The sequence below is a fragment of the Psychrobacter sp. 16-MNA-CIBAN-0192 genome (genome assembly GCF_040309565.1).
GTDB lineage: Bacteria > Pseudomonadota > Gammaproteobacteria > Pseudomonadales > Moraxellaceae > Psychrobacter.
In genome coordinates this window covers 23414-48206 of sequence record NZ_JBEOOX010000012.1, presented here as the reverse complement: position 1 = coordinate 48206, position 24793 = coordinate 23414, and the positions used below count along the sequence as shown (strand labels likewise).

Sequence of the window (24793 nt, the reverse complement as noted above, 5' to 3'; positions counted from 1 at the left end):
GCTTTTTCACATTGTAGATTAACTGTCAGCACAAAAAATACGACTAGCTATCGGCTTAAGACCCAGTCTCAAGACTGATATCACGGTAAGTACAAGGGATATTTTGTAATGCTACCTACCCTCATACAAGACAATCAGCCATTATTGGCTGTTAGTCTTCTATTCTTATTTATTATCGTACTTTTGGTGGTGTTGCAATACGTGATGGTTCGTTATGCTGAGCCTTTATTTAGACAAATAAGACGCTATTGGTTGATGCTTAGGCGTTACCTTGGACAAAGTGCGGCTGTTATTGCTTTAAAAAATACGCATCCAACAGGTTATCACTTTTTATCGCAGCGCTTTGATATCCGTCATTTTTATGGATTGCCGTTAACGCTGCTGTTTGTGGGTATGGGTTATATCGTTTTATTGTTTATCGGTCTGGTTGAAGATGTTATGACCGTGCAGCCTATTGTTGCTATGGATTATTTTGTATCGGCGCAGATGAGTCGGTTGCATGACTCATCTCTTATTAAATTTTTTATCGTGATGACCAGCTTTGCGTCTACCGTGATGACCGTTTTAGTGATGCTCGTGACCGCAGTTATTTGCTGGGTACTTCGTCAACGCTATCTCCTCATTGGCTTGCTCATTGCGACAATAGGCAGCACGGCGTTTACTTTTTTAAGTAAAACCATCTATCACCGCGCAAGACCCATTGATATTTTATTGGTTGAGCATACGTATTCTTTTCCAAGCGGTCATGCCACGATTACCATTGCGTTATACGGATTTATTGCTTATTTATTGATTCGTTTTAGTCAGCATTTTAGTCAACAGGTGCGTATTTTTGTTGTTGCGGTATTTTTTGCAATACTGATTGGGTTTAGTCGAATTCTTTTAAATGAGCACTATTTAAGTGATGTCCTCGGTGGTTATTTGGTAGGTGGCTTATGGCTGACGGTGGCGATTAGTGTTACCGAATGGTTGAGCGCTATTGGTAAAATTACTTGGCGGATAGAGTGGGATACCTCGCATAGCTATCTGCTGTGGCTAAGCGCGGTTGGCATATTGCTCAGTACGCTAACCTATGCCAAGCTGTATCAGTTCCCTCTGCTATCCTAGATAAAGGCGTTGGTTAATTCTTATCAGCGCCGTTTATCGCCTATAAGCCTCCTGCTCCCTTACTTGATGCCTCACTGTTTTCTACCAATATCGCCGACGCACTTTTCTTTAGTATCGCCCACTGCTCATCATCGACATAAATACCTTCTTTCCATGCGCGTTTATGAGTTTCAAACAGCTCATCCGTTGATACTTTTTTGTCAAAAATTTGGATTTCTTGTTCAATATCAAAATTAGAGGTTGAGAGTTCAATCACCATATCATTGATATTATAGTTAGCCTGTGCCTCATTAAAATAATATATATCAGGATAAACAAATCTTTTATCTAAAGTAAAAATAGTATGCTTAGGTGCGCTGCCATTGTCCCATTTAGCCAAACAGGCAATGCCTTTTGCTGCAAGATTCACCAGCTCACTATAGGCAAGCCAGCGATTATGGCAGTTGTGCAAATAGATTTTAAAGTGATCACGGTTGCCCATTTTTTCAATGGCGTAATCCATCACGGCTGGCAGGTGACAAATCAAGCTGCTGCCATGCATATCTAAGCTGACCTCGCCCTTAGCTTGATGGACGATATCAATGGGCGCATCACGTTCAGATAACATAAAGGGGCTGGCATTATTAAAATGGGTGATACCGTTAAGCCCTGCCATTTGCAACTCTGCAACCATAGAGGCAATCAGGTCTGCCTCACCGACTTCGCGCTGCATGCCCAAAAAGGCTTTGTTTACCATGGTTACGATTTCATTATGCGATACAATCATGGGTTTGCCCCTTTTCTAGTGCCGATAAATTTGGTAATAAAGGAAATAGCCACTCATCACTATGGACGTCATCGAATAACGGTGCACCTTGGAATAATGTGACTCGCACCCAACGGTCTGAACGCGGATCAAATTTGGTTGCACCAAACATAGACAATTTACAGCGCAATAAATGCATCGGTAATGCGGTCTTTTGCAATACATTAATCTGAATATCACCCATCTTTTTATGTCCCATCGTCCATACGCGTCGGGCTATTGTGCGATATTTTGGCTGCGTTAAGATAAATTCCGATAACAGTTGCTGCGGGTTTGCTTGTTGTAATGCGAGGTATAACGTATTGGCTTGTCTGCCAATATCGAGCAAGAACTCTTTATCATCGCCATGCTCTTGCCCGCGCACGCCCATTCTCGGCTCTTCCTTATCCTCAGAGCGATACCAAAACCAATAGACATTCTCTTCTGCAGCAAAATCAATGTTAATTGCCCACTGATAACGCGCTTCTAATACTTCAATCAAGTCTTGAACGACTTTGCCACTCGGTAGTGACATGGTTTCATCAGCATTTACTTGCCCTGCAAAATCATCTACAAGCTCAGGATAAAGCTCCATCATGCACGAGATAATGACTTCTTGACTCTCATAACTGAGATGGTTATTGCGCTGTAAAAAATCAGCCCATGTGTCGCAGGCTTTAAGCTCAGTAGCAAGGTTTTCTTGCAACGTTGTTAACTCTTTAACGACCGTACTATTCAGGAGAATTTGCGGCTCATTGATTGTGACTACTTCAGAGAAGTGTTGGATTGCACGGCTCATTAAGGTTGAGAATTGCTGTATTTTGCTATTATCAGATCCATGCTCAATATTACACACTAATACTGCTTGTAGCGCCCCTTCGCGAGTACTTAACCATTGATCAACGACACAAGGATGATTAATTAAATAAGGTGCCATACCAAGACCTGTGGCATTACCGATACCCAAATATTGCTTAATCTCTGGGTGTAAGCTGACTGCCTTATCGCCGCCTTTTTTCTTCGCCAAATAATCCACCCAATCAAGGCTAAATTCTCTTAGCAAATAAACGGCACACATCTGCGCGCGGAAAGATTGGTTAAAGTCTTCGCTATGATCGAGAGGTTTAAAGTCGTAAATACCAAATTTACCATTGCCATAAACGGCAGTGGTACGCAGAATATAACCCACTTGCGCCAATACGTCCAAATCAGGCTGTTGTCCATCAGCAAGCGCACTGACAATATGGTCAAAGACGCGCACGCTTTTATTAGCACGTGCCAATACCATGACCATATTTGAGTTGCGACCTGCTTCTTGTAGCGGCACATTTGCTTTTAGGTTTGCCAATAACTCATCGCCTATTTCACCATAAACCAAAGCAAACGTCACATCCCACTTTTGCGCAATCACGCGGTCGTTACGTTCTTCATCGGCAATTTGGTTGCAGAATACGACTAAGTGATAAATGTGCTCGGGCGTTTGTAAACGGTAGATAACTTGTCCATAGCCATTGTCATCCAAGTCCCAAAGATGCTTAGTTAACGTCCAATTTTCTTTATCGATTTTACGCAGGAGCGACCGTACAAAGCTGATACGCGTTTGGTGCATCGCGCCCAATCTTTCAGAGTGCATCACCACATCGGGGGTACGGAAGCTGACCGCGTCTAGATTAACGTTGGCTAGCTTATCGTTGTTTGGCAAAGTATGTTCCATATAACTATCACCTTAAATAATGGGTTAAGCCAATAATTTATTTGCTACGTATAAACACTGAACTAAATGAGTAAATAAATTATTCGCTATAGTAATGACGCACTTAACTGATTTTTTTAGTGAACAATTATTTAGAGATAGGTTTTTTAGTAATACTCTCTGTGGCAATTTTTTCTTCAGCAAGTCGATGAGCAGTCTCAACTCGGTTAGGACGATAAAGATCTTGGTCGTGAGCCATTTGTTGCGCAATTTTAGGTCCGTTCCATAACGACGGCAGTAGAATAAAAGACACAGGCACTGCGGTAATCACAATAAAGGATTGCAACGCAGTCACACCGCCGTCACCAAGTGAGATTAGCGCAATCGCTGTCACACCCATCATGATGCCCCAAAAGGTACGAATCGTAGCGTTGGGCTCGCGCTCACCACTGATAACGACACTGATGGTATAAGTCATCGAGTCGCCCGTCGTCACGATAAAAATCATGGTCAAAATGATAAATAGTAACGAGGTAATCAAGGGGAATGGAAGCTGCTGAGTGATGGCTAATAAAGCACCCGGAAGATTAAAGCCTTCAAAAGCAGTACTGACACTACCTGGATTGGCAATCTCAAACGCTAGACCTGTACCGCCAATAACCGTGAACCAAAAGCAAGTAACCAGCGGGGCAATAATACAAACCGTTGTGATCAACTGACGAATCGTACGACCACGTGAGATACGGGCAATAAAGATAGCCATCATTGGACCGTAACCCAAGAACCAACCCCAAAAGAACACCGTCCAACCACCAAGCCAGACTTCATCACCACGATACGTTGCCATCGGGATAAAGTTATGCACCATCGTGCCAACGCCTTGAATATAACCATTTATAATAAACTTACTAGGACCAAACATTAAAATAAAGACCATCAGCCCAAAAGCCAATATGACGTTAAAACGGCTCAGTATTTGCATGCCTCGGGTCAGTCCACTGATGGCTGAAAGCGTATAAAGGGCAATAGCAAATATGATAATAATAAGCTGCGTGGTAAACGTATCAGGAATACCAAATAGCGTGTTGAGGGCATAGCTGGTTTGTAGACCCAAAAAGCCAATAGGACCAATCGTACCTGCAGCAACCGCCACAATACAGCACGCATCAATGATTGCGCCCGTTTGACCATGCAGAACCCGTTCACCAAATACTGGATATAACAGCGTACGCGGTTTGAGCGGTAGCCCTTTGTCATAATGCAAATGCATCACCACAATAGCGGTTAAGCTACCAACAATCGACCACGCTAAAAACCCCCAATGCATAAACGATTGTGACAATGCATTAATGGCGCGTTGTTGGATATCAGTCGATTCACCATATAAAGGTGGCGCGGTCACGAAGTGAGCGATAGGCTCAGCCGCTGCCCAAAAAACGCCGCCGCCAGCCAGTAGCGTACAGAATAGAATCGCCATCCATTTGAAATTGTCCATTTCAGGCTTAGGTAAATTACCTAAAATGACTCGTCCAGTGCGACCAGCGGCAACTGCTAAGGCAATCACGAAGGTCGCTAATAATAACAGTTGCCAAAAAGGACCAAAGACATTTGCCGACCATACAAAACCTACATTAACTATTTTTGCTAAACGCGCTTCTGCAAATATCGCCATTAAAACAAAGATAACGATAAAACCACCACTGTACCAAAAAGCAGGGTTTTTTAGTCCTAGAGTATCCGATGATTCTTCGCTTTGAACCAAATTGTCCAATGAAACATCAGGAATGATTGAGCTTCCTTGCTCACTATGCTTACTATTAATTCCCTTTAAATCAGCCATGGTGTGGCTCCATATAATAAAGTTGTTTCGCTTAGGTCGGTATTACATTGACACTGCCTTGCTGCTTTATACGTTCATTCCGTTAGGTTGAAGCGCTAGATATTACTAAACGCTTTATAAAGGTTTTATACCGCTTTCAAGAAAATCAAACCAATTTTGACCGATGATTTTTCCAGCATCTTTATCATTGAAGCCGTGTTTTAATAGACCGTTATAAATATTTTCCATACCATCCTTGCCCGCAAACCACGGTAGCGTATCTGGCCAACCCGAGTTATTGGCATTGCCTTCACCATAATCCATTGCCTTTGACCAACGACCATTACGCATCCACTCAAGCACGGCTTGTGGTTGGTTAAGGCATAAGTCACTACCAATCGCTAGATGCTCAACGCCATATTTATCGGCACAATCAACAATCATGGTACAAAAATCATTTAACGTACATGCGCTGCCATTCGGTAAATGAAAAGGATATAAGCTGAAGCCTAATAAGCCACCTGCCTTAGTCAAAGCACTAATAACGGTGTCAGATTTATTACGTAACGCCTCATGGGCAGTAGACGGATTGGCATGACTGATACAGATTGGACGCTTGGATATCTCAATAGCCTCAAGCGTTGATTGCTCAGCGCTGTGTGACATATCAATAATCATACCGACTCGATTCATCTCGGCTATTGCTTGCTGACCGAAACGCGTAATGCCACTATCATTTTGCTCATAACAACCGGTTGCCAGTAGGCTTTGGTTGTTATAAGTCAGCTGCATAATCAGCAATCCCAAGCGGCGCATGACACTAATAAGACCAATTTCATCATCAATCGGTGAACAGTTCTGTGCGCCAAAGAAGATTCCGACTTTACCTTGCTGCTTCGCTGTCTTGATATCAGACACTGAATATACAGGTAAGATCAGGTCTGAGTTTTGTTCAAAGCGGCTATTCCACTCGGCAAAGCGAGTCATCGTCTGCCGTGCATCCTCGTGGTATACCAAAGTGGCATGTACCCCATGAATACCACTGGCTTGCAGCATTTTGAAATAATCACGATCCCAATGGCTATACTGTAATCCGTCAATGACGATATGGTCTTGGTACATATCAAATTCCTTTTATGCTTTGTGTAAGTAGCCGCTAGGCGCATGTCCAACCAGTTGCGCTATGTTTAATTAATTAATTAACTGCGGCTAGCATCCTTTTTTAATCCGCTTCTAGTACGCTTTCTGATAAGCGGTTTTAACGATGGTATAAAACTCTTTGGCGTACGTTCCTTGTTCACGTGGACCAAAGCTTGACTCTTTACGACCACCGAATGGCACGTGGTAATCCGTACCTGCCGTTGCTAGATTGACCATCACACAGCCTGCTTGCACTTGTTCTTTAAACATTGCGCTATTACGTAAGCTTTGGGTAATAATGCCGCCAGTTAAGCCAAAACGCGTGTCATTGGTCATGGCAATCGCTTCTTCTAAATTCTTCACACGCATCACACAAGCCATTGGCGCGAATACTTCTTCTTGGTTAACGTCCCAGCTATTATCAGTCTCAGTAAACAAAGTTGGCGACATATAGTAACCCTCATGCGGCATGTCTAAACGCTCACCACCAAAGGCTAAATTGGCACCTAATTGCTTGGCTTTTTCGATCCAATCCATGTTAGACGCAAGCTGCTTGTCGTCAACAATCGGACCCATAAAAATACCGTCATCAAGCGCGTGACCAACTTTTAGAGTTTTCATTTTTGCCACTACACCATCGACGAAAGCATCATGAATACCGTCCATGACGATCAAGCGTGAAGATGCGGTACATTTTTGTCCTGAGCCACCAAACGCACCAGCAACCGCAGCATCAATGGCAACTTGCAAATCAGCATCATCCGCGATGACCAACGCATTTTTACTACCCATCTCAAGTTGGCAACGGACAAAGTTTGGCGCGGTTGCCGCAGCAACTTTGCGGCCTGTTGCGACTGAACCAGTAAAGCTGACCGCATCGATGTCTTTTGAATTGATTAAAGCATCACCGACTGATGAGCCACCACCCAATACTAAGTTAAACGTACCTTCTGGTAACCCTTGACGGTGAATGATTTCAGCTAACGCAACCGCACTGGCTGGCGTTAAATTCGCAGGCTTCCAGATAACGCTATTACCATAGGCTAATGCTGGTGCAATTTTCCATACAGCAGTAGCGGTTGGGAAGTTCCAAGGTGAAATGATAGCGACGACACCGACTGCCTCACGGGTTACTTCAACTTTCACACCAGGGCGTACTGAGTCAGCAAGGTCGCCCATTTGGCGTAATACTTCGGCGGCATAGTAATGAAAGAATTGACCGGCACGATAGATTTCACCGCGACCTTCAGCGAAAGGCTTGCCTTCTTCACGTGATAGCAAAGTACCTAACTCATCACAACGCGCAATCATCTCATCGCCAATCGCTTGCAAGATAGATTGCTTTTTTTCCATGGGCGTTTTTTCCCATTTTGGCTGCGCAAGGCGTGCAGCGGCAATGGCATCTTGTACTTGTTCGCTACTGGCTTGAGCAAACTCGCCAATCGTTTCACTAACATCTGATGGATTAATATTGGCAATGGTTTTACTACCCGCTAGCCATTCACCGTTGATATAAAGTGATTTTTTTGGGTCTTGTTTAAGGGTTTGAGTTGACATTATATTGTCCTTAGTTTATTAAAAATTTGAATGATGAAGGGTTTTGAATACCTAGATAAATAGAGTCGAAAAGGTTCATGGTACAGCTGCATAAACGACCAATTCAACCAGCATTTCTTCACGCGCCAAACCAGATATCACTAAAGCAGCGCGATTTGGATAAGGTGCCGTAAAGTATTCTGCATAAACCTGATTAACCACTTTTAAATAGTCGCGGTCGGTGACGTAAATCAATACCTGTAATACCGAATCCATGCTGGCATTGGCACATTCTAACGTATGCTTGAGGTTCTCAAGCGTTTGCCGCGCTTGCGCTTCGATACCACCTGCTACCACTTCGCCATTTTCATCAATAGGAATTTGCGCTGTATATAACGTGCCATTACTCGTGACCGCCCATTCAAGGGGTGATTTTGAAGCATAGAGTGAGGTTTTTACCGCTTGTTTGGTTGCTTGAGTGGTCATATCGTCATATCCCTTGATTGAATGGTTTCACAATTTATTTCTTTGTTAGTGCTTATCCTACGCAATAAATAATGATAAACCTAACTAATTAAATATCAAAAACGATAGACTTAATCTATCATTGATAATTAATATGTATTTAATCAATGGCAGCAAGCACAAAGGCGCTAATCACTATGAAACTACAGCAGTTACGACATTTTTTATTTGTGGTAGAAGAAGGCGGGTTTCGTGCAGCAGCAAACCGCGCTAACAGGTCACAGGCAGCATTGTCCGCATCTATAAAGGAGCTTGAGAAGACACTAGATCAGCGTTTATTTGAAGTTGGCAATAAGGCAACATTGACACCTTTTGGAGAAAGCTGTGTGCCCAAAATCCAGCAGTTTCTCAGTGTCTATCAAGGATTAGAAGACGATTTACAGGCTATAGCGTCAGGGGAAAAAGGGAAAATAAGGATTGCCAGTGTGCCATCGCTAGTGACTAAGCTACTGCCTAGCGTACTAGTTGCCTATTCAAAAAAATATCCAGATATTGAAATCGTCTTGATAGATGATAATGCGGTTGGCGTGGCAAATCGATTACTTACGGGTGAAGTAGATTTGGCATTAGGAAACTGTACAAGTATTGATGAAAAAGAGATTGATTTTACCCTGCTTATATCAGATCCCATCGGTGTGGTCTGTCTTAAAAGTAATGAGCTGAACCATTTGCAAGAAAGTGATGAATTAACTCAGTCGCACGGGCTAACATGGCAGCAACTCATGGCGGAACCATTTATCTATAACGGTACCTGTAGGTTGCTTGAAAATACAACTGCAGAAGCGCTCAATCGTAAAGCTCGCTATACAGTAGAGAACATTACCTCACTGTTTTCATTGTTAAGAAATGATTTAGGTATCACCACCTTACCAAAACTTGCCTTTCCTGCTAATGAGCCGGAGCTGAGATGGATAGAATTAATTGAACCGTCTTTAAATAGGCAAATCGGTATTTTTAAATTGGCGAATAAGTCTATCTCACCGCCCGCCCAAGCTTTTTATGAGCTATGTGTTGCCTATGTTCAGGAGCATTACTTATTGTAAGGTATGAGCCAATAAGATTGAAAATTATGTTCTTAATTCAGACGCTTCTGTTTAAATACCATCCAAAAAATAAGGAGTCGCCGATACCTTTTTATAAAGATATTAGCGACTCCTTTAGATTAAAAAAGTGCCTTATTAAGCTGCTATTTAATCGTCATCTTCTACATCAACCTGACTGCTTAAAACTTTGCCAGTATTGCCATCTATAGTAACGTCATATATCTGATTGCCTTTGACCACTTCGATATCATAAACAGACTGACCTTTGTCTAGCTCAAACTCAACACTGATAACTTTACCATTGACACTTTGTGCGGCTGTTTGCATGGCACTGGTCAGGGTAACTTTAGCTTGCTTCATCGCACTGTACTCAGCCATATCCTTTTTATCAAGTTTCTCTTGCTCAGTCTTGAGGACTTTACCGGTATTAGCATCAATCTTTACTTCATACGATGTGCCGTTGCCAATAAATTCAACTTCGTACTTGCTAGTCGCATTATCGTCATCATAATCGAACTCTGCACTGACCAAATCGCCTTTAGCATTTTGTTTAGCAATAGTGATTGCCTGCGTTAGGCTAATTTTACTTTGCATGGCACTGACCGCTTCACCTGAGCTGGTCGCCGCTTTGGTATTGCCAATAGGCGCTGCGATAGCGGTTGCGCCGATACCGGCAACAGTCAGAGTGACAATCATTGATTTGGTTAATATTGATAATTTTTTCATAATATTTATCCTTAGTATGAAGTCAGTTTCTGACAGCTCGTTTCATAGTTTTGTCAGTAATCTGGTTGGTATAAATCTATATTACGACATACGACATAGGAGAAACTTAGCGCAAAATAAAAGAATAGAATAGATTAAAAATTGTATGAGCGACTGACAATATTTAGGGGACCAGAGCTAAGTATATCAATGTACAACCGGCGTACCTTCTGTAGTAAACGCAAAGGCTTTATTACTGTAGCTTGCGATCATCACCGCTTCAATGACTGGGGCAACCGTGTCATCAAGACCTTCTACTTCAATGATAAAGTTTGCGCCAGAGCCACCCTTATCTTCTTCTTTTTCAACGATATAGTTGAGCGTGCCCATAGCCGGTATCTCAACGGGATGCTTGACATAAGATTTTAAAAAGGTGCCATCGGTACCATAGTAGTCAATTTTATTAATATACAGCGATTTTTTTAGCGTTGTATTGCGTACACTTAAGGTCGCTGCTAATAAAACCTTGCGATTGTCTTTATCGGTATAAATCTCTGAATAAATCGGCACATAAAAGGTTTGTTTGTAGCGAAACTTACTACGATCAACTTTGGTTGTTGTCTCATGCTCGACAATGGGGTCTTTATGCTGTTCTGAGTACAAAATGTTAGGGTCGTCCAATGGTTTGGCACAGCTGGTCAGTAAAGCTAAGCTGGCAATAACGAAGGCGGATAGATAGCATTTATTCATCATATTCCCTTTTATATGTTGGCGCTTATAGGTTAACGCTTAGTGTACTTTTACCCCGACACTACGCAAAAACTGATTGATATGCTTATTATCGCCATAGACCACCAGTACGTCGTTATCTTGTAGCACTTGCTCTGGAGTGGCTAAACCTTGAATATTGGGCTTACGTTGGGTGCGACCAAAGCTATCGTCATAATGCTCATAGCGCAGGGTACTTAATAATTTTAGATTAAATTTATAGTCCATCTTTAGTTCGGCAACGGTTTTACCGACCAAAGCCTGTGGAATACCAATCTCAACAATACTAAAACTGTCTGTCAAACTATAAGAGTCTACAAAATAGCGCAATGACAACCGTTTTGACCAGCGCATCGCCGACTCTTTTTCGGGATGGAAGATATCGTCAACACCAATCGCTTGCAGCACTTTTTCGTGGAGTGGATTGATACTGCGACTGATTAAATGCCGCGCGTTTAGCGTTTTAAATAAGGCAGTTGCCATGACATTCGCCCCTTGATCTTCTCCAATCGCCACCACCACGATATCAGTATCAACAATGGGTAGCCCCTTGACCGTATACTCGTCGGTCGCATCCATGCAAATGGTATGAGTGATCAGCTCTTTATAGGCTTCAACCTTTTGCATACTGCTATCAATAGCAATGACCTCATGACCTTGGCTGGTAAGCGCCACCCCCAATGAAGAACCAAAACTGCCCAAACCCACGATGATATATTTCATAAAGCGCCTTGTAATGAGCTAATAATCAGCAAAATACGATTATTAATTAATGGTGATCTCTTCGGTTGGATAACGATAGTTACCTTGATGCTTGTTTTTAATTAATGCAATAAAAATCGTTAGCATACCGACGCGCCCCACAAACATAATGACCGACACCACCAATTTATTAAACGTGGATAAATCAGCCGTCAGATTTAAACTTAAGCCCACAGTGCTATAAGCTGAAAAACATTCAAAAATAACTTTAATCAATTCCAGCTCAGGCTGATCATAACTGATAAGAGTCACGCCCAGTCCAATAACCAACAGCGACAACCACATAATGGAGAATGCTCGACGAATAGAGATGTCTGAAATTTCACGACGGAATACTTCAACTTTGGTTTGACCACGCGCAATGCTTAAGGTGTTTAATATGGCAATTGCTAGTGTACTGGTTTTAATACCGCCACCGGTTGAGTTTGGGGATGCGCCAATCCACATTAAAAAAATAGTCAGCATAATCGTTGGAAACGCCAGCGCGTCCATATCAGCGATATTAAATCCCGCCGTTCTAGGCGTCGCTGCGGTAAATAGCCCGGTGATCATTTTGCCATAAAAGCTACTATGCTCAGCAAGGATACCGTGGTATTCAAATATCATGACCCCAATCAGCCCAATCAGCAATAAAGCGCCTGAAGTCACCAACGTGATTCGACTATTAATACTCAATAGCCACGGCTGATAAGCATAGCGCTGACTGTCTCGATACAACAAGCGCTGAGCACCGTGACGTAAGTAACGCAGCAAATTCACGACAATAATAAAGCCCATGCCGCCAAATAAAAACGTGGTACTAACAATCAGCTGTAAAGGATAGTTAAAGCGCAGCGAGTCGTCATATAATCCAGCACTAAAAGTTGAGAATCCAGCATTGCAAAAGGCAGAAATAGCATGGAAACCAGCAAAGAAGACCTTTTCAGAGGCACTCATACCTGGCAAATCGTAAATACTGATATAAATCAGAATAGCTGCCAGCGCTTCAACACCAAAAGTCACATAGAGGATAGACTTTAGGGTTGTGACTGCATCGCCTATTCGCCGTGCATAGGTCATCTCGCCGATACTTAGCTGGGTCTCATAACTGACCCCACCCTTAAAAAAGTAACTAAAATACGTCACAAAGGTGAGAATACCAAGTCCGCCAATCTGAATCAGCCCTATGATAATGACTTGCCCGAAAGTTGTGAAACGCGTTGCCGTATCCACCACAATCAGACCTGTCACACATACGGCACTGGTCGCTGTAAATAGCGCATCGATAAAGGATATCGGTTGCGTAGTGGCTTTTGGCATCATCAATAGCAATGACCCAACCAGCACCACTGATAAGAAGCTCAATATGAAAAACTGCCCCGGTCTTAAAAAAGCACGGTTCAGATTAAAATCATTATCGGATATTTCGCGAATAAAGGTGACCAACACGGCAATTTTAATGGCAATAAAACCATCAATCGCCATTGAATACCCTGCTCTCACTACATCAGTGAAATGCACCATCAATAAAATAAAAATCATCACACTGGTAATCAAATCAAAAATTGCCACCTTATTCACGACTAGAGGCGTATCTGACTGTAGGTAGCGACCTACGGTAGCCGCAAAGCCCAATAATACGAGGGTAAGATAAAAAATATGAAAAAGTTGTTGCAGCCATATTGAGAGTGCAAATCCACTATCAACCAAGGCAACCGCAACCCCAACAAAGCTGATAACGATCATAAATTTATTTAATAAACGATACGGTAGTGTGACACGCATAGCTCAATTCCAGAACAGGAGAAACCAACATACTTATACTCCTTTTTCCCGTCATTCCCTAAGAATGGTTTTGAATAATCGTAACCATTTAATTAAAAATATATTCATTTATCTGTTACCTATCATCATGATAATAATAGCCTTGGATACCTCATCTCTATAAAACAATCCTAGTAAACCTTTAAAAATCGTGTCATAACTAGGATTGCACAGCAAAGGAATGTGGTTATGAGTCAAATCTCATTTGACCGAGCACTGTTACACCAAGCTCTATTAAGATACGGTCAGGCAATAGGGGCGCTATTATTGATGGTAGGTTGCATTGGTAATAGCCAAGCCGCGACTTATAAGATTGAGCCGAGCAATTCTAACGTGCACTTCGCCATCGACCATGTTAGAACCTCTGCGACTACGGGCGGATTTTATAACGTGACGGGATTACTACAATATGATCCCAGTGCAAAGACGGGCGATATCTCGCTTGTCATTCCAATCAGCTCATTAGATACGGGTAACAAAGTATTCAATCTAAAACTGATGAGCGCTGATTTTTTTGATATGACGCAGTTCCCATTGGCTCGTTTTGAATCTACTAAGTGGTACTTTACGCCTGATACAGCGAATTCAAAAGTGACCAGAGTGGATGGCAAACTAACCCTGCACGGACAGACGCGCCCTATCAGTTTATTGGCAACCAAATTTGACTGCTATCCCAACTCTCCTCTTAAAAGCTCAGTTTGTAGTGGTAATTTCACCACCACCATTGACCGCACTCAATGGAACATTAAAAAATATAGCTTATTTGGTATGACTAAGAATTTAACTTTAAATATTCAGGTTAAGGCGGCTAAACTGTAACTATAATCATAGTACGTTGCTACGTTAAGCGTGCCTCTGAAACCGTTTATAACTCGAGTTTTGTAGCATTCCTCGTTATTTACGTTATGATAATTAGAACCGTTTATTTTAATAAAAATGTTGCAAGGTCATTCACCCTCAAGCATTTTTTACCAGTTCTGTGAGGATATTATGAAGCCAATATCTGTAATATTATCAGCACTTACCCTGAGTATGGCTTCCAGCGCGGTGATGGCGGATAGCGTACGCCTGCCTCATGCGACTAGCTTACCGAATGTCAGCCCTGCCAATAGCGATTTAGTCAATCGCGGGGCATATATTGCCCGCACTGCTGACTGTATGGCGTGTCATCGCGAGGACTATAGTGGCGGCGTCGCCATTGAAACGCCCATTGGTAATATCTATTCAACCAATATCACCCCTTCCACGCGTTATGGTATCGGCAATTATACGGAAGCGGATTTTAAGAAGGCGTTAAAAAAAGGTCGCGCGCCCACTCATCAGTTATATCCTGCTATGCCATATCCGTCTTATCATGGCATAAATGATGCTAATATTAGCGCCTTATTTTCTTATTTCCAGACGGTGCCACCAGTAGAAGCGGCTCCTGAAAAAACCACTCACTTACCGTTTCCATTAAATATGCGGACGCTAATGTTGGCTTGGAATGTGATTAATGTACCGTCTACCGAAAACCGCTCAGGACTTACCCAAACTCAGCAACGCGGTGAATATCTAGTCAATAACTTAGAGCATTGTGGCACTTGTCATACCCCGCGCAACCTCACGCAAGGTCTAGATAAGGACAAGTATTTATCTGGTGCACCGCTTGGTAAGTGGTATGCGCCTAACATTACGCCAGATAATGACAGCGGCATCGGTCGTTGGAGCGAGCAGGATATTGTCACTTATCTGCGTACGGGTATGCTGAATAAACGCGCTTATGCCGGTGGACCGATGGCTGAAGCCGTTGCCCACAGTACCCGCTATCTTACCGATGGCGACTTAAGCGCAATAGCGACTTATCTAAAAGTAGTCCCCATTATAAAAACTGACGATAAGGTAATACCTGTAAATAGCGCACGCTTGCCAAAACCAGTCAGCAGTTCCATCACTTATAACTTAATTGAGCAACAAGACCATTTGGCGAAGGCAAAAGCGAATAATACTGATTCTAATGCTAGTGTTAATAATAGCAACTTACCAAAATCGCTGTATCTAGCCAATTGCGCTAGCTGTCATGGGGTTGACGGTTACGCGCAACCCGATGCGCGCTATCCTTCTATCGTAGGACTGAGTAGCATTCGCCGCGCTAAACCTGACGCGCTGGTTAATGTCATTGCTTATGGTGCGAAAGGCGCATTAAATACAGCACCCAAAATGCCAGGTTTTGAGAAGGAGTTAACTCATGCTCAAATTGCGGGTATCGCTAATTATGTGCGAGTGAATTTCGGTGGTCTACCAAGTAGTGACGTGAGTGCTGCTGACGTCAAACGCATCTTAAAGTAAGTGCTATAAAACCCGCCATAAAAACACCTAGTATCACATGATGTCATGGATGACGGTTCTATAATAAGGATAATAAAATGAACGATATGCAGAGTAAGACAGATAGGTTTCAATCGCCCACTCGGCGGCAACTGCTCTCCATGATTGGTAAGACCGCAGGGGCAACCGCAATGTATCAGGCGATGACCACATTAGGCTTTGCTTCTGAATCTAGTTTTAAACAAGAGATGAATTTAAAGGGTGCGCCTACTGGGGCTAGTATTGTTATTCTTGGCGCAGGACTTGGTGGACTGACTGCCGCTTATGAGCTGCGTAAAGCTGGCTATAAAGTCACTGTTTTGGAGTTTCAGAATCGCGGTGGCGGACGCAGTTGGACGCTAAATGCTGGTGATAAATATACGGAATTGGGTGGTGGCGAAGTAACCTGCAACTTTAAAAAAGGCAATTATTTTAACGGTGGACCATGGCGACTGCCGGTTCATCATTATGCCGTCTTTCATTATTGTAAAAAGTTTGGTGTGGAATTACAGCCTTTTATTCAAACCAATGACCGTGCCTATTTACACCGTACCACGCATTTTAACGGGGCTCCGCAGCGTTTAGGCGAAGTACAAAGTGACATCCGTGGCTATGTCTCAGAGCTGTTATCCAAAGCGGTTAATACCGGCAGCCTCGATAAGACGGTCAATAAAGAGGACAAAGAAAAGCTGTTAGAAGGCTTAAAAGGTTGGGGCGTGCTCAATAATAATTATCGCTATGTTAAGAGCCATGATACCAGTAAGCATCGCGGTTATAGCGTTTATCCGGGTGGTGGTCTGATGCCTGATGCCAAACCTTCAACACCGATTCCGATGCATAAATTACTAGATTCGGGTATGTGGTCAGACATTTATAGCAATTATACGATTTATGACCATCAACCTGCGATGTTCCAGCCTGTTGGCGGTATGGGAAAAATCGGGGACGCCTTCACCCGTGAATGCAGAGACATGATTACGTTTAATGCCAAAGTCACTAAAATCCATCAAGATGAAAGTGGCGTCACTGTCGATTATGTCGATAGCAGCAGCAATAGTAGCAATCCTGATGGCGCAAGCAAAACCGTGCGCGCAGATTGGTGTATCTGTACCATCCCACTATCCGTATTGACCCAAATGGACATTAACGTCTCCGCACCGATGAAGCAAGCCATGGCAGCGGTACCCTATGACAGCTCATACAAAGTAGGCTTAGAGTTTAACCGCCGCTTTTGGGAAGAAGACGAATGGATTTATGGCGGTATCACTTATACCGATATGCCCATTACCCAAATATCCTATCCCTCACACGATATGTTTACCACCGGCTCAGGCGTGCTGCTTGGCGCATACGGATTTGGCGAAGCGTCTTATAAGTTTAATACCTTAAGTCCAAAAGAGCGCATTAATGCCGCCTTAGAGTATGGTAAATATATTCATCCGCAATATACCAAAGAATTCCGCTCTGGCACCTCGGTTGCTTGGCATCGTATTCCGTGGTCGCTCGGTTGCTACGGTATTTGGAGTGAATCCAGCCGTAACCAATATTATGATACGCTATGTGCTATTGACCACCGCATAGTGCTGGCAGGTGAGCATTGCTCGCATATTCCAGCGTGGCAAGAAGGGGCGATTTTATCCGGTATGGATGCGGCAAGTCGGCTACATCAAAAAGCAAAAAAGATTGGTTAATAGGTAAAATCATGAAGGTGGGTAATTATAATAAATTCAGAGGTAATCATGGATATGATCAAACCAAACCTGCTTGTTATGGCTACGATATTGACTATCGGAGCTACCGTTGCACTATCAGGCTGTAGCCGCTATAACAAAGACCAAACTGCGCATACAGTTCCCACCCTCGCCAATCTGCAAGCAACACAAAACGTATTTGATGATCAAGCCAGTCGCAATAATGGCGCGTGGGGTGCGGTCTACATGACGAAAGAGGAGCTGAGAGCGCCTCCAGCTAATATCGTTAATATTAGCCTGATACCGAAGATGACACAGGATGCTAAGCTACAAAAATGGCTTACAAAATTTGAAGGTAGTAGTGAAGGTAAAAAGGGGTTTATAACGACCAACGGCAAAAAGCTGTATGACGATTCCTGCGCTGGCTGTCATATGCAAGATGGCAAGGGCGCACAAGGCGCTGGTTACTATCCGCCATTAGCCAATAATAGCAAAATGGAGTCAAAATACTATATTATCAGCGTGGTCGTTAATGGTCTTCGCGGTATGCCCTCTTTTCACAGTATGATGAGTGATGCGCAAATAGCCGCAGTCACGCAATATGTGCACAGTGATTTGAATCATTTTACCGATATAGTCACAGCCGCTAATGTCGCTCAGCTACGCCATGATTTTCCACCGGGTTCTGACCCGAGTGAATAGCGCTACCAAGTAACAACTCAATGTCTCTATAGGTTTTATTGTTTAATCCTCTTAACATCTTCTTAACGGCGCGTATGCTACCTTAAAGAATAAAGCATGTTGCCATTTTTCACCTTATGAAGAAGTCCGTATATGTCCAGACAACCCGCTCCTGATGCAGTTACGGCAGAAACCAATAATCTCAGCCCTGCTAAAACCAGCATTGCCAATAATAATAAGATAACCAGCGCTACCGGTAAATTTTATCACCGTGAGGTTAATCTTAACTCTCTTATTATCGTCGTTGCTCTATATCTGGTTGCCACCGCAAATCGCAGCTTCTTTGAGCAAGTTTTTCACGTCTACCCTTTTAGCACCAATATAGGCTTTATCGTCTCTCTTACAAGCTTGCTGTTTGGGCTTTTATGGTTGATTTTACAGCTACTATGCTATCGACCGACGACGAAAGTTGTGCTCATTATCATGGTCATAGTGGCAGCAGTCTGTGGCTACTTTACGGATGCCTACGGGACGATATTTGACCGTGATATGTTGGTCAATAGCTTACAGACTGATCAAGCTGAAGCTATGGGTTTAATGGCGCCCAGCTTTATTATCCGCTTGCTATTTTTGGGCATTTTACCGGCGTTTATTATTAGTAGAGTCCGCCTAAAACGCGTTCCTTGGCGTCGAGCAGTATTACAAAAGATGGTTACTTTGATTCTATCTGTTGTTTTGATAGCAATTTGCTTGGTGCCGTTTGGTGATCAATACGCCAGCTTCTTTCGCCAGCACAAACAAGTGCGTTATTACGCCAATCCCATCACCCCTATTTATTCCGTCATTAAACTGAGCACGGATTATTTTGCTGAGTTACGCCGTCCTGACACGTTAATACTGCATGCAACCGATGCCAATCGCGCCGTCACTAGTGGAAATGCAAAACCTAAATTGATGGTATTTGTGGTCGGTGAAACCGTTCGCGCTGACCATGTTGGCTTAAATGGCTATAAGCGCGATACCATGCCATTACTTGCCAAGCAGGCAAATGTCTACAGCTTTAAAGATGCGGCTTCCTGCGGGACGTCCACCGCGTATTCAGTACCGTGTATGTTCAGTTATGCAGGTCGAGAGGACTACGATGTTGATACGGCTGAATATAATGAAAACGTGCTGGATACCTTACATAAGCAGGGCGTCAATGTCATTTGGCGCGACAATAACTCTAGCTCTAAAGGCGTGGCAGACCGTGTCATTTTTGAGGATTATAAAACGGCTACGTTAAATCCCAACTGTGATGAGGAATGTCGAGATATTGGCATGCTTGATGGTTTTGACAAGTTAGTGACATCAGGCGCTACGACAGGCTCAGCACCGAAAGAAGCACCAAAAGACACCCTTATTTTACTGCATCAAATGGGCAATCATGGTCCGGCTTATTACAAGCGTTATCCTAAGGCATTTGAGGAATATAAGCCCGTCTGTATGACCAATGAGCTGTCTAAATGTGACAGACAGTCGGTTATTAATGGTTATGATAATGCCATTCGTTATACCGATTATTTCTTAGATAATGTCATCGAAACGCTTAAACCCTATCAGCAAGATTATGATGTGATGATGGTTTATATCAGTGATCATGGCGAAAGTCTGGGTGAAAAGAATGTATATTTGCACGGTCTACCCTACAGCATAGCGCCGGATGCGCAAAAGAAAGTACCAGTGATTATCTGGTCGCCTATGAGTAATAGTATCGATGGCAATAGCCTATCCTCTATGACTAGCCAGCCTGTATCGCACGATTTTATTACGCCAAGTTTGCTGAGCTTCTTTAATATCACCACCCAAGAAGTGGCTGCTGCGCCCACTTTTTTTAAGTCGGCTAATTAACCAGCGGATTTAAAATATAAGCACTCCTACACGAGACCGTTATGCACAAGACTGCTATGTACAAGATTCTTATTATTGAAGACAATCCTGATATTGTGGCTAATATTTATGCTTTTTTTGAGCCAAAGGGGTTTGAGCTTGATAATGCTCATAATGGACTGAGTGGCTTAGCATTAGCAGCTAATAATCGTTACGACGTGATATTACTCGATGTGATGTTGCCGGGCATGGACGGCACCAAACTGTGCAAAACGCTAAGAGAAGAATTGCATGATAAAACGCCGGTACTTATGCTGACCGCGCGAGATACAGTTTTAGATAAAGTTGCAGGATTTGATAGTGGTGCGGACGATTATCTGGTGAAACCGTTCTCCTTGGTTGAGCTAGAAGCGCGCATCAAAGCACTAATCCGCCGCTATCAAGATGAGCATTTTCAGCACAGTATCGATGTCGGCACCCTGTCGCTGAACACCGCTGAGCACAGTGTCAAACGGGATAACCAACCGTTAAAGCTTACCCCAACTGGATTTAAAATCCTGCAAACACTGATGAGCGCTGCGCCGCGCGTCGTTAGCAAAATAGAGTTAGAAGAAAAGGTCTGGGGACAAGACATACCCAGTAGTGATGCCTTGCGCACTCATCTCCACAGTGTCCGGGCTCAGGTTGATAAACCGTTTGCTAAGGCTATGATTATGACCATACCCGGTGTTGGCTATCAGATAGTCGACCCTGACCATTCATAACACCATTTATAATGCCTAGCCTTCAATATTTGAATAAGCATCTGCTATGTTTACGATAGACTCAATTGCCAATAAATTTCGCCTCTCATACGTGGTATTTGCCCTATTACTGTGTGCTGCTTTTGTCAGTATTTTTTTATATGCTGAAACGCGCATCGAACAAGAATTGGTAAAAGGCAGACTGCTGCAACAGCTTCAGCTCAGTCAAGAAAAACAAGGTGAACAGACGGTTTATATTGCCAATCCTGGTATCAAAATCTACCGTTTTGACAGCGCGCCTGCCAATCTAAAAGCGCTAGCCCGCGAAACAGTACAAGAAATACGTGTCACCGTGAATAATAATGATGGCAAAACCGAAACCAATCTGCATTTTTTTGCTTATCAAAAAAATGGGAAAAAGTATGTCTTGACGTACTTAGAAGGCAATGAGATAGCGATGGAAAACTATCCTGTTTTAGCGATTTTTGAGGCGCTAGAAGACATCTTTGCCAATGCGCTAAAAGTTGCCGTCTTATTAAGCTTGCTCATCGCCATACTCTTTTCTCATTTATCGGCTAAGCAAATTATCAAGCCATTATTGGACTTAAAGAAAGCCGTAGAAACTGATCATCGTAACTTGACTGAATTAACCCACCTGCCGTCTGAAGTTGGGGTGTTAGCACGAGCGATTGATGAGAAAAACCATAAGCTTGAGCAGTATCTAAAACGCGAGCAGCTGTTTACCGGTGATGTCAGTCACGAATTGCGCACACCACTGACCATCATTATGGGCGCCTCTGAAGTATTGGCCTCACAGCTCGAAGACAACAGTCATTTGAGCGAATTTGCCAACCGCATCAGTCATACAGCTAAGGAAACCTCTGAAATTATCAGCGCCTTATTATTGCTATCGCGCGCGCCTGAACAGCTGGATGCACCGCAAACCTCTATCAATACCATTGCCCTGAATGAAGTGACACGCCTACACTATTTACTGCGGCATAAACCTGTCAGTTGCCGCATCATTGCTGAGCAAGAGTATATGGCCTACGTGCGCCCTGAACTGCTCAAAATGGCATTGGGGAATTTAATAAAAAACGCCTTTCAATATACAGATGAGGGCGAGGTCATCGTGACCATTGACGCTAAAAAAATAACAGTGTCCGATACCGGGCTTGGTATTCCAGAGAAAATGATGCCGCTACTGTATGAGCGGTTTGAACGGCTAAACGATATTAATACAGGAAATCAGGCAGACGGCACAGGTTTGGGTCTAAGTATAGTCCAACGTATCATGACCCATATGGGCTGGCGGTTAATACATCAAGCGAACAAAAACGGCGGCAGCACCTTCAGTATTTATTATCATAAATAGTACCTACAAGCTTGTCTTAACTTTCACCTAGTAATTTTCATACGTTACTATTCAATCACTCAATAGCGTCTTAACGCTTTCTTAATGCTCACTACTCTATAATCATTTTATAAAGCATGCTGATTTTTATTAACTCATTGTCAAATCGTTAAAAATTTATAGCATAGCTCACTATTAATGAGTATTGAGAGTTCAATATGAACAAAATTAATCCTGAGCCAAAACTTCAAGCGAGTGAGATTCCGCTACTAGCAACCGAGAGCTATGCCAGTCATGCTAAAGGTAAGAAAGGACTCTCCCGCATTGTAAAAGCCACTGGTTATTCTATAGATGGTTTTAAAGCCGCTTATAAATATGAGGCTGCGTTTAGACAAGTTTTTTGGCTTAACTTGTTATTGTTAATAGCCGTTACTTTCCTACCTTTTGCTATTGGCATAAAAATGATGCTCGTCATTGCGTCCTTCTTATCTCTTATCGTCGAGCTATTTAATACGGGTATTGAAGCCAGTGTTGACCATACCTCAACAGAACGCCATCCACTTGCGAAAATAGCGAAAGATGTGGGTTCTGCGGCGCAATTTTTAACATTATTATTGCTCTTTATTTTATGGGTAATGGCACTGTCGCACCTTATCGCATTTTATCCCATCTTAGCTATTAAGTAATATTCAGGTTATTAGATATGTCGCCCGTGAATGTACTTTATAAGGCTTATTAATGACTCATGGAAACCCTTCATTTGATTGGGACTGGCTTAAGCTCTTATGCTTAACGATAATTGCAACATTGACTATTGAGCACAGCCGCTTAGATGTTTATATTAGTGGGCTTTTCTATACCAATGGACAGTGGCTGCTCGAAAAAGGCGCCCAGCCTTATGCTTTTATTTTTTATAATGGACCTAAATTACTCTTAATCTTGCTGGCTGTTTATTTAATAATGATTTTAATCATTAAATATCGACTATCTTCGAGAACTATTCCCTCAACTCACCCCTCTAAGTTTGATAAATGGCTCAATCCTTTATTAGTTCGTGAGATAAGCTATCTATTAATCGTCTTGATTGGAGTGCCCACGGTTATCGCCATCCTCAAAGGTGTCACGCATGTCAGTTGCCCGAATCAATTAAGCCTTTTTAATGGTAATTTGCCGTATTTAAACCTTTGGCAAGACATCATAAGCAGAACACCTGTCCGATGTTTTCCTGCTGCCCATGCCAGTGCAGGCTTTGCTTTATATGGCTTTGCGTATTTGCCCAGTTTAAAGCGCTATCGAGTCAGAATTATTGTGGTAGCCAGTCTGTTAGGATGGACAATGGGGCTATATAAAATGGCAATTGGCGATCATTTTTTTAGTCATACCTTAGTCTCGATGCTGCTGGCATGGACGCTGGCTTGCGCAACTGCTACGATTTTTTTTGCTAAGCGCTATATAAAAAAGCCCGCGTCATTACATACCAGCGCTTATAAAAGCATCAAAAAGTAACTCGTGTTTGCTAAAAACTCGCATCTTCTGAATCCGTATCTCTAATGATAGGTAATGGGTGAACCTTAGTTGCAAGCGCGATTGAGGTTCACTTGTTAAAGCGTCTGCTAACCTATTCATTACTATTTTTAGTTTCCTAAGCCTCCCTTAAGATTTGTTTGTTGTAATAGATATAAGACAGATGGAGTCATCTCTAGTCTGCTTACGATATCTTGCTTAGCCTGAGCTTCTGGTAGCAGGTTATCGTCAACAAATAAATGTATGACTAATATATTACTAAGGGAGTGACGACCATGAGCCGCAATAACGACACTGATTTTATTGATAATGCTGATGTTATGCCAGCAACTACTCCCAGAACTAGGCAAGTACACGTTTGGGATATTTTGGTCAGAATCACCCACTGGACGGTCGCTGCTGGTATTTTTGCCAATCTACTCTTTACCGAAGACGGTAGCGAGCTGCACGAAGTTGTCGGCTACGTCGTGGTGGGATTGGTAGTGATACGCTTACTGTGGGGTTTGGTTGGCACTCGCTATGCACGCTTTACTAATTTTTTTCCGACCCCGACACGACTTAAACGTCACTTATCTGATTTAAGCGCTCGCCGCGTTGATGAACAGCATTTGGGGCATAATCCGTTGGCAGCCTTTATGATGTTTACGTTATGGGCGGTGATTATAGGTTTAGGCTTGACCGGTTATCTGATGGAAGCAAAAATTCTCGGTAACAAAGACTTAATGGAAGGGGTTCATGAGTTTTTAGCCAATAGTTTATACTTGCTTGTACCACTGCACATTATCTCTGCTATTGTTGTGAGTTATTGGGAACGGCAGAATCTGATTAAAGCCATGATAACTGGCAATAAAACGGTGACAGATAAGTCGGATACTATGAAATAAACGCAGTGGCAGCATA

The 24793-nt window shown here is 42.8% G+C and carries 22 protein-coding genes; 12 read left to right on the top strand and 10 right to left on the bottom strand.

Features of this window, described 5'->3' with window-relative positions:
* Positions 1 to 108 precede the first annotated feature (108 nt).
* A complete protein-coding gene (locus AAEY78_RS09930; RefSeq protein WP_352339186.1) occupies positions 109 to 1107 on the top strand; it encodes a phosphatase PAP2 family protein in 999 nt (332 codons plus the stop codon).
* Between the two features lie 40 nt (positions 1108 to 1147).
* On the opposite strand, the gene AAEY78_RS09925 is transcribed toward AAEY78_RS09930, so the two are convergent.
* The 6 genes from AAEY78_RS09925 to AAEY78_RS09900 all read right to left on the bottom strand — a co-directional run bounded on the left by AAEY78_RS09925 (position 1148) and on the right by AAEY78_RS09900 (position 8565).
* A complete protein-coding gene (locus tag AAEY78_RS09925; protein ID WP_352339185.1) occupies positions 1148 to 1873 on the bottom strand; it encodes a DUF3726 domain-containing protein in 726 nt (241 codons plus the stop codon).
* Positions 1857 to 3605, bottom strand: coding sequence for a hypothetical protein (locus AAEY78_RS09920; protein WP_352339184.1), 1749 nt, complete (start codon positions 3603 to 3605; stop codon positions 1857 to 1859). The genes AAEY78_RS09925 and AAEY78_RS09920 overlap by 17 nt, the downstream gene beginning before the upstream one ends.
* A gap of 127 nt (positions 3606 to 3732) precedes the next feature.
* Positions 3733 to 5424: a BCCT family transporter gene (locus tag AAEY78_RS09915; RefSeq protein ID WP_352339183.1), complete on the bottom strand. Its 1692-nt coding sequence runs from the start codon at positions 5422 to 5424 to the stop codon at positions 3733 to 3735.
* Between the two features lie 114 nt (positions 5425 to 5538).
* Positions 5539 to 6525 (bottom strand): membrane dipeptidase, encoded by a 987-nt coding sequence (locus tag AAEY78_RS09910; RefSeq protein WP_352339182.1) that lies wholly within the window; start codon positions 6523 to 6525, stop codon positions 5539 to 5541.
* Positions 6526 to 6636: 111 nt separating this feature from the next.
* On the bottom strand, positions 6637 to 8100 hold the full coding sequence (locus tag AAEY78_RS09905; protein WP_352339181.1) for an aldehyde dehydrogenase family protein: 1464 nt from the start codon (positions 8098 to 8100) through the stop codon (positions 6637 to 6639).
* Between the two features lie 75 nt (positions 8101 to 8175).
* Entirely contained in the window at positions 8176 to 8565 is a 390-nt protein-coding gene (locus AAEY78_RS09900; protein WP_352339180.1) for a RidA family protein, read from the bottom strand.
* A gap of 176 nt (positions 8566 to 8741) precedes the next feature.
* Between AAEY78_RS09900 and AAEY78_RS09895 the strand changes: the two genes are divergently transcribed.
* Positions 8742 to 9647: a LysR family transcriptional regulator gene (locus tag AAEY78_RS09895; protein ID WP_352339179.1), complete on the top strand. Its 906-nt coding sequence runs from the start codon at positions 8742 to 8744 to the stop codon at positions 9645 to 9647.
* Between the two features lie 147 nt (positions 9648 to 9794).
* On the opposite strand, the gene AAEY78_RS09890 is transcribed toward AAEY78_RS09895, so the two are convergent.
* From AAEY78_RS09890 to AAEY78_RS09875, 4 genes are all read right to left on the bottom strand, one after another.
* Positions 9795 to 10373 (bottom strand): PepSY domain-containing protein, encoded by a 579-nt coding sequence (locus tag AAEY78_RS09890; RefSeq protein ID WP_352339178.1) that lies wholly within the window; start codon positions 10371 to 10373, stop codon positions 9795 to 9797.
* 186 nt (positions 10374 to 10559) lie between these two features.
* Positions 10560 to 11102 (bottom strand): DUF3124 domain-containing protein, encoded by a 543-nt coding sequence (locus AAEY78_RS09885; protein WP_352339177.1) that lies wholly within the window; start codon positions 11100 to 11102, stop codon positions 10560 to 10562.
* 39 nt (positions 11103 to 11141) lie between these two features.
* The gene (locus AAEY78_RS09880; protein WP_352339176.1) at positions 11142 to 11843 is read right to left on the bottom strand and encodes a potassium channel family protein; all 702 of its coding nucleotides are present in this window, start codon (positions 11841 to 11843) and stop codon (positions 11142 to 11144) included.
* Positions 11844 to 11885: 42 nt separating this feature from the next.
* Positions 11886 to 13646 carry a TrkH family potassium uptake protein gene (locus AAEY78_RS09875; RefSeq protein ID WP_352339175.1) on the bottom strand — a complete coding sequence of 587 codons (1761 nt, stop codon included), beginning with the start codon at positions 13644 to 13646 and terminating at the stop codon, positions 11886 to 11888.
* A 228-nt stretch (positions 13647 to 13874) separates the two neighbouring features.
* On the opposite strand from AAEY78_RS09875, the gene AAEY78_RS09870 reads away from it, so the two are divergent.
* The 10 genes from AAEY78_RS09870 to AAEY78_RS09825 all read left to right on the top strand — a co-directional run bounded on the left by AAEY78_RS09870 (position 13875) and on the right by AAEY78_RS09825 (position 24777).
* The gene (locus AAEY78_RS09870) at positions 13875 to 14504 is read left to right on the top strand and encodes a YceI family protein (RefSeq protein ID WP_352339174.1); all 630 of its coding nucleotides are present in this window, start codon (positions 13875 to 13877) and stop codon (positions 14502 to 14504) included.
* A gap of 171 nt (positions 14505 to 14675) precedes the next feature.
* Positions 14676 to 16013 (top strand): c-type cytochrome, encoded by a 1338-nt coding sequence (locus AAEY78_RS09865; RefSeq protein ID WP_352339173.1) that lies wholly within the window; start codon positions 14676 to 14678, stop codon positions 16011 to 16013.
* A 77-nt stretch (positions 16014 to 16090) separates the two neighbouring features.
* Entirely contained in the window at positions 16091 to 17722 is a 1632-nt protein-coding gene (locus AAEY78_RS09860; RefSeq protein ID WP_352339172.1) for a flavin monoamine oxidase family protein, read from the top strand.
* A gap of 48 nt (positions 17723 to 17770) precedes the next feature.
* Positions 17771 to 18424, top strand: coding sequence for a c-type cytochrome (locus tag AAEY78_RS09855; RefSeq protein WP_352339171.1), 654 nt, complete (start codon positions 17771 to 17773; stop codon positions 18422 to 18424).
* Between the two features lie 132 nt (positions 18425 to 18556).
* Positions 18557 to 20293 (top strand): phosphoethanolamine transferase, encoded by a 1737-nt coding sequence (locus tag AAEY78_RS09850; RefSeq protein ID WP_352339170.1) that lies wholly within the window; start codon positions 18557 to 18559, stop codon positions 20291 to 20293.
* Between the two features lie 56 nt (positions 20294 to 20349).
* On the top strand, positions 20350 to 21036 hold the full coding sequence (locus tag AAEY78_RS09845) for a response regulator transcription factor (RefSeq protein WP_352339235.1): 687 nt from the start codon (positions 20350 to 20352) through the stop codon (positions 21034 to 21036).
* A gap of 46 nt (positions 21037 to 21082) precedes the next feature.
* On the top strand, positions 21083 to 22390 hold the full coding sequence (locus tag AAEY78_RS09840; protein ID WP_352339169.1) for a sensor histidine kinase: 1308 nt from the start codon (positions 21083 to 21085) through the stop codon (positions 22388 to 22390).
* 197 nt (positions 22391 to 22587) lie between these two features.
* On the top strand, positions 22588 to 23055 hold the full coding sequence (locus AAEY78_RS09835; protein ID WP_352339168.1) for a diacylglycerol kinase: 468 nt from the start codon (positions 22588 to 22590) through the stop codon (positions 23053 to 23055).
* A 52-nt stretch (positions 23056 to 23107) separates the two neighbouring features.
* On the top strand, positions 23108 to 23875 hold the full coding sequence (locus tag AAEY78_RS09830) for a PAP2 family lipid A phosphatase (RefSeq protein ID WP_352339167.1): 768 nt from the start codon (positions 23108 to 23110) through the stop codon (positions 23873 to 23875).
* 293 nt (positions 23876 to 24168) lie between these two features.
* A complete protein-coding gene (locus AAEY78_RS09825) occupies positions 24169 to 24777 on the top strand; it encodes a cytochrome b/b6 domain-containing protein (RefSeq protein WP_352339166.1) in 609 nt (202 codons plus the stop codon).
* The last annotated feature ends 16 nt before the right edge of the window (positions 24778 to 24793 follow it).